Annotated in this window: 6 protein-coding genes and 1 pseudogene; 4 read left to right on the forward strand and 3 right to left on the reverse strand. The window is 68.6% G+C overall.

Annotated elements, in window-relative coordinates:
* Together K789_RS0119745 and K789_RS25865 are read left to right on the forward strand one after the other, a co-directional pair.
* The coding region (locus tag K789_RS0119745) for an EAL domain-containing protein (RefSeq protein ID WP_024368261.1) at positions 1-743 on the forward strand (743 nt) is incomplete at its 5' end.
* A gap of 104 nt (positions 744-847) precedes the next feature.
* Complete coding sequence (locus K789_RS25865) at positions 848-1261, forward strand: cupredoxin domain-containing protein (protein ID WP_024368262.1); 414 nt, start codon at positions 848-850, stop codon at positions 1259-1261.
* Positions 1262-1282: 21 nt separating this feature from the next.
* On the opposite strand, the gene K789_RS0119755 is transcribed toward K789_RS25865, so the two are convergent.
* A complete protein-coding gene (locus K789_RS0119755; protein WP_323754853.1) occupies positions 1283-1768 on the reverse strand; it encodes a GNAT family N-acetyltransferase in 486 nt (161 codons plus the stop codon).
* Positions 1656-2654, reverse strand: coding sequence for a pirin family protein (locus tag K789_RS0119760; protein WP_024368264.1), 999 nt, complete (start codon positions 2652-2654; stop codon positions 1656-1658). Before K789_RS0119760 ends, K789_RS0119755 begins: the two co-directional genes overlap by 113 nt.
* 81 nt (positions 2655-2735) lie before the next feature.
* Between K789_RS0119760 and K789_RS0119765 the strand changes: the two genes are divergently transcribed.
* Positions 2736-3407: an alpha/beta family hydrolase gene (locus K789_RS0119765; protein WP_024368265.1), complete on the forward strand. Its 672-nt coding sequence runs from the start codon at positions 2736-2738 to the stop codon at positions 3405-3407.
* Positions 3408-3437: 30 nt separating this feature from the next.
* Here K789_RS0119765 and K789_RS23635 read toward each other — a convergent pair.
* Positions 3438-4722: pseudogene (locus K789_RS23635) on the reverse strand (class I SAM-dependent methyltransferase).
* A gap of 151 nt (positions 4723-4873) precedes the next feature.
* Here K789_RS23635 and K789_RS0119775 point away from each other — a divergent pair.
* Positions 4874-5227: a hypothetical protein gene (locus tag K789_RS0119775; RefSeq protein WP_024368266.1), complete on the forward strand. Its 354-nt coding sequence runs from the start codon at positions 4874-4876 to the stop codon at positions 5225-5227.
* The last annotated feature ends 561 nt before the right edge of the window (positions 5228-5788 follow it).

Below are 5788 nucleotides of genomic sequence, written 5' to 3' on the forward strand. Positions count from 1 at the left end.
GGCTCGACTACCAGCCGGTGGCCGATCTGCGCAGCGGGGAAATCCTGGGGGTGGAGGCGCTGGTGCGCTGGAAACACCCCAGGCTGGGGTTGCTGGAGCCCGCGGAATTCATCCCGCTGGCCGAAGAAACCGGAGACATCGAGGCCATCGGCCGCTGGGTACTGGGCACCGCGAGCCGGCAGGCCGCCCGCTGGCGCGCCTCGATGGTCCACTGCGAGAACCTCTGGGTGTCCATCAACCTCTCCACCCTGCAGTTGCCCAGCCCGCGGAACCTGGACGCGATCGAGAGCATCCTGATGGATCCCGCTGCGGAAGCGGACAAAGTCGTCCTCGAGGTCACCGAAACGGCTTTGGCCAGCAGCATCGACGGCGGCATCACGGCACTCCACCGGCTTAAGGCCGTCGGGGTCCGCATCGCCATCGACGACTTCGGGACCGGCTACTCCTCGCTGAGCACCCTGGCTGAGCTGCCCGCGGACATCCTCAAGATTGACCGGTCATTCCTTTCCGCCAGCACCTCCGATGCCGCGTCTGCCGCCATGCTCGAGGGCATCCTCGGGCTGGCCCACAAACTCAACCTCGAGGCGATCGCAGAAGGCATCGAGGACGCCGGGCAACTGGACCTGCTCCGCGGCCTGGGTTGCCGCATGGGACAGGGATACTTCCTGTCCCGTCCCGGCCCCGCCCCGATCATCGAAGCGCTCCTTGCCGCAGGTGCCCGGCTCCAGCCGCCGGCGTTGTAGGGGCAGCCAGACAGCCAGGGGCCCGGTGCTATTTTGCGGCGGCAGGCGGAGAATGGAAAGTAGTGGCTCGTCCCGGAACTCCGCCGTGCAGAGGATGGTGCGCCGTGAATACCGTGAATACCGCCAAGGTTCCCGCCCGCTGGCTTGCTCCGGTGCTGGCCGGGTTGCTCGTCCCGGTGTTGGCCGGGCTGGGCGGTTGCGCCGCCGGCGGCGGAAGCCCGGCCCCGGCCTCGACGCCTGGCCAGGTCAGTCCCGGCAGTACCGTGGGCGCCATGGCCATCACCATTAAGGACTTCGGTTTCGGGGCGCCGGTCACGGTCTCGCCTGGGGCGACCGTGACGGTGACGAACCTGGACAGCGCTGCCCATACCGTGACGGCCGACGACGGCTCGGCCTTCAACGTGGACGTCAAGGGCAGCGGCGGTACGGGCACTTTTACCGCGCCCATGCAGCCCGGAACCTACACCTACCACTGCATTTACCATCCGCAGATGCACGGCACGCTGACGGTCAAATGAGCATCCGGTCCCGGCAGCGGCTCAGCGCCGGGCGCGCCGGTCCAACGCGCTGTCGAGGACTCCGAGCAATGCCGGTGTCGGAACCTGGACGCTGGCCGCGTACTGCGTGTGGCTTGCGAGGTACTTCTTGATGTACGGGCACACGGGGACGATTTTCAAGCCGGCGGCGACCGTCTCCTCGAGCGCATGTCCCGCGAGCCGGCCGGCGAGCCCCTGGCCGCCGAAGTCCTCGTCGATGACCGTGTGGTAGAAAATGCGGTGGGAGCCGCCGTCGTCGATGTAGGCCGCCTGGCCGATGACCGTGTCGCCGTCGAGAACCTCGTAGCGCATCCGGTCGGGGTTATGGCGGATGGTGATGGCGGTCAACATGTTTCTCGTTTCTCGGTCGAAGGGCTCAGTCGCGGGGGCGGAGGCGGGCGTTCGGGAGCGCGGGGGCCGGCAGCGGCGCGGGTTCCCCCACGGGGAATGTGCCGAACCGCGGGGCTGCGGTGTCCGTCCCGGCGGCAGCGGGCGAGGATTCGGCGCCGATTTCCGCTTGCCATTGGGCCCGGTACTCGACGATTTCCTCGTGGCTGCGACCCACGAAGTTCCACCACATCACAATCTGCTCGCCCAAAGGTTCGCCGCCGATCAGGAGCACGCGCAGGGGATTGTCGCCGGCCGCGAGGGTCAGAGTGCTGCGCCCCACCGGCAGGTAGGCGAGGTGGTCCTGCGGGACCGGGTGGCCGTCCACCACCAGGGTTCCGGTGTCCACCAGTAGTCCGTGTTCAAACGAGGGATCGGTATCCAGGCTGAGGGTGGACCCTGCTTCCAGCAGGATCTCGGCTCCCAGCAGTGGTGTGTGGGTGGTGACCGGCGAGGCGGCGCCGGCGAGGGATCCCAGAAAGACCCGCATGATCCAGCCGGGTCCGCTTAGCGGTTCGGGGCGGTAGTGCTCAAACGTCGGCTCCATCTGGCGTGCGCTGTCCGGCAGCGCTACCCACAGCTGCGCACCGTGCAGGACGTCGGTCGCGGGTGTGGAGAACTCCGAGTGGCTGATGCCGCGCCCGGCCGTCATGAGGTTGACCTCGCCGGGCCGCACGGCCGCGTGGAAGCCGGCCGAGTCTCGGTGCTCTATCTCTCCGGTAAACAGCCAGCTGACGGTCTGCAGTCCGGTGTGCGGGTGGCGCGGGACGTGCATGCCCCCGGACTCGCCGACCCGGTCCGGGCCGTAGTGGTCCAGGAAGCACCAGGCTCCGATGAGGCTCCGCTGGCGCTGCGGCAGCGTCCTTCTGACATCCATGGCCCGCGGCCCGCCCAGCGGGACCTGGCGGGGAACCAGGATTTCCACCCCGACACAGTTGTCGTCCGTTTCGCACAGAATCTCCTGCGGCGCCGCTTCGGTATTGCTCATAAGGACAGCCTAGCGATCTATCCGCGAGTACCGCAGCAGCCCTGGGCGCCTGCGGGCGCCTACGGGCGTCATGATGGAGTCATGACAGTCCCCGAGTTGCCCGTCACGATCGCCGTGGGCGAATCCTCCGTTTCGGGCGTCTACGCCCGCCCCGCGAAGCCGGCTGCCACGCTGGTCGTCGCCCATGGGGCCGGGGCCGGCATGGACCACCCGTTCCTCGCCGGGTTTACCCGGGCCCTGAACCAACTGGCAATCGCCACGCTCCGCTTCAACTTCCCCTACCGGGAGGCCGGCCGGAAGTTCCCCGACAAGCCTCCCGCAGCCATCGCGGCCTGGCGCGCGGCCATGTCCGAGGCCGCTGGCCGGTCAGCGGGCGAACCGCTCTGGGCGGCTGGCAAGTCCTTCGGGGGACGGATGGCCTCCATGGCAGTTGCCGAAGGGATGCCCGCGGCAGGACTCGTCTATCTCGGTTACCCGCTCCATCCCCCGGGAAAGCCGGAGAAGCTCCGTGACGAACACCTGTACGGGCTGACCCTGCCGATGCTTTTCCTGCAGGGCACGCGTGACCCGTTTGCCACGCCCGAACTGCTGGAGGCAGTAGTGGCCCGGATCGGCCCCGCAGAGACGCTGGAGTGGCGCGACGGCGGCGGCCACACCTTCGACGTCGCGGGAACCAGGCGCAGCGCGGAGGAAGTCGGGGCATCACTGGCCGGATCCGCCGCGGCGTTCATCGCAGCCCACAGTCCCACCTGAGGCGACGGCGGCCTCAGAGCGCCCCCGGCCTCAGAGCCAGGCGGTCCGGCGCAACGGCGGNNNCGGCGCCGCCGGGCCGCTGCACCAGGATCTGGTTGACGCCGGTGATTCCGGATTCGAAGCCCAGGGCGCTGGCGGCCATGTAGAGCCGCCAGACCCGTGCCCGGCCTTCGCCGGCGAGCTGCACGGCCTCGTTCCAGTGTTCCTCTAGGTTCCGCACCCAGGCCCGGAGGGTGAGCGCGTAGTGCCGCCGCAGGGCCTCGACGTCGAGGACTTCCAGTCCGCCGGACTCGAGCGCCCCAACCATCTCCGCCAGGGGGAGCATCTCGCCGTCCGGGAACACGTAGCGGGGGATAAACGAGTCCGGATCCGGCGCGGTGGGTCCCGCATTCCAGGAAATGGCGTGGTTCAGCAGCCGGCCGCCCGGCCGGAGCAGTCCGTGCAGTTTGGCGACGTAGCCGGGCATCGGCCCGCGGCCCACGTGCTCGGACATGCCGATGGAGCTGATCGCGTCATAGGGCCCGTCGTCAACGTCGCGGTAGTCCTGGACCCGGATGGCCACCCGGTCGGTCAGGCCGGCCTCTGCCACCCGCTTCGCGGCCATGGCCGCCTGTTCGCCCGAAAGAGTCACGCCGACGACGTCGACTCCGTAGTTCTTGGCCGCGTGCAGGGCGAAGCTCCCCCAGCCGCAGCCGACGTCCAGCACCCGCATGCCGGGCTTCAGTCCCAGCTTCCGGCAGACCAAGCCGAGCTTGGCCTCCTGCGCTGTCTCCAGTCCGGTGTCTTCGTCCTCCCACACCGCGCAGGAGTACACCATGGACGGGCCGAGGACAAGGGCGTAAAAGTCATTGCCGACGTCGTAGTGGTGGGAGATCGCCGCGGCGTCGCGCTTCCGGGTATGCCGCCGGCCGGCCCGGACGATCTTTGCTTCCTCCGGAGGCGGCGCCGGATTGGGTCCCAGGGCGCCGATCAGGGCGGCGTTTTTGAGGATTGTCCCGCTTTCGCGGACTGTCGGCCGGCGGAACGGTCCGGGTTCGGCGAATTTGCCGGCGGAGCTCAACGCCGCAAAACTGGCGAAGACGTCGCCGGGCGCGTCAACGTCCCCCGCAACATAGGCGCGGCTGAGGCCCAGCTGCCCGGGCGACCACAGCATCCGGCGCAGGGCACGCCGGGACCGGAACTCAATGACCGGCGCGCCGGCCGGGCCCGCCTCCGAGCCGTCCCAGGCCTTCAGCCGCAACGGGATTTCCTCCGTGCCCAGGACGATGGCCAGCACTTCGGCCAGCCGTGGTGCCACTCCTGTCTTTTGCGTCATGAACCTGGCCTCTCTTCCAGTGCGTTGTTCTAAGTTCCAATCTATTTCGACGTTCCGCTGGCGAATAGGGGCCGGATGGCCCTGACGGCATGGCGCTTCCAGGGCCTAAGCCTCTGGCACCTGGCCGCGCCTGCCGACCAAGGTCGGATCCATGACTGAAGCTCTCTCGTCCCTTGCGGAGACGTTCAAAAACGTGGGTGTAACCAGGGCCTATGGCACGGCCGTCAAGGTGGACGGGGAGGAACTGATCCCGGTGGCCCTGGTGTCGTTTGGTTTCGGCGGCGGCGGCAACTCCGAAGCCGAAGGCGCCGATACTGCCGGGCTGGAAAGCGCGGCCGGCGGTGGCGGCGGTGGCTTTGTGCTCCCGCTGGGCGTCTACTGCCGCAACGGGAGCGGGCACGTGGCCTTCCGGCCGAACACGATTGCCCTCCTTGGCACGCTGGTTCCGTTGGTGTGCGCCGTCGGGTTTACCGCACGCGGGATCCTCCGGACGCTGCGGCGGTAGCGCACCCGGCGGCCGAAACAAGCCTGCCCGCCGTAACACCGCGTGCCACGAACACTCTCCCGTAGTGGCAGACTGGCCTGGGCCGTGTGGCCGAAGTGGCCAGACAATGACGTTAAGGGGGACCCGGTGGAAACGATGCGGGACGCTGACGTACCCCAGTGGTGGGCGCGGCTCGGACTTCCGGGCCTGATCGACATCCACACGCATTTCCTCCCGGAACGGATGCTGCAGCGGGTCTGGGCGCACTTCGATGCAGCCGGTCCCCTCATCGGCCGTCCCTGGCCCATCACATACCGCTCGGACGAAGCCAGCCGGCTGGCGCGGCTGCGCCAGCTGGGGCTCCGGCATTTCACGGCACTGACCTACGCGCACCGGCCTGGCATGGCGGCGGACCTTAACGATTTCGCCCTCGAGCTCGCCGCGACCGAGCCGGATTGTGTTCCCAGCGCGACGTTTTTCCCCGAAGACGGCGTCCTGGAACAGGTGCGGTCCGCCGTCGAACGCGGCGCCCGGGTGTTCAAGATCCATGCGCAGGTGGGCGGTTTCGATCTGCGCGAGCCG

The organism is Arthrobacter sp. TB 26 (genome assembly GCF_000427315.1).
GTDB lineage: Bacteria > Actinomycetota > Actinomycetes > Actinomycetales > Micrococcaceae > Arthrobacter.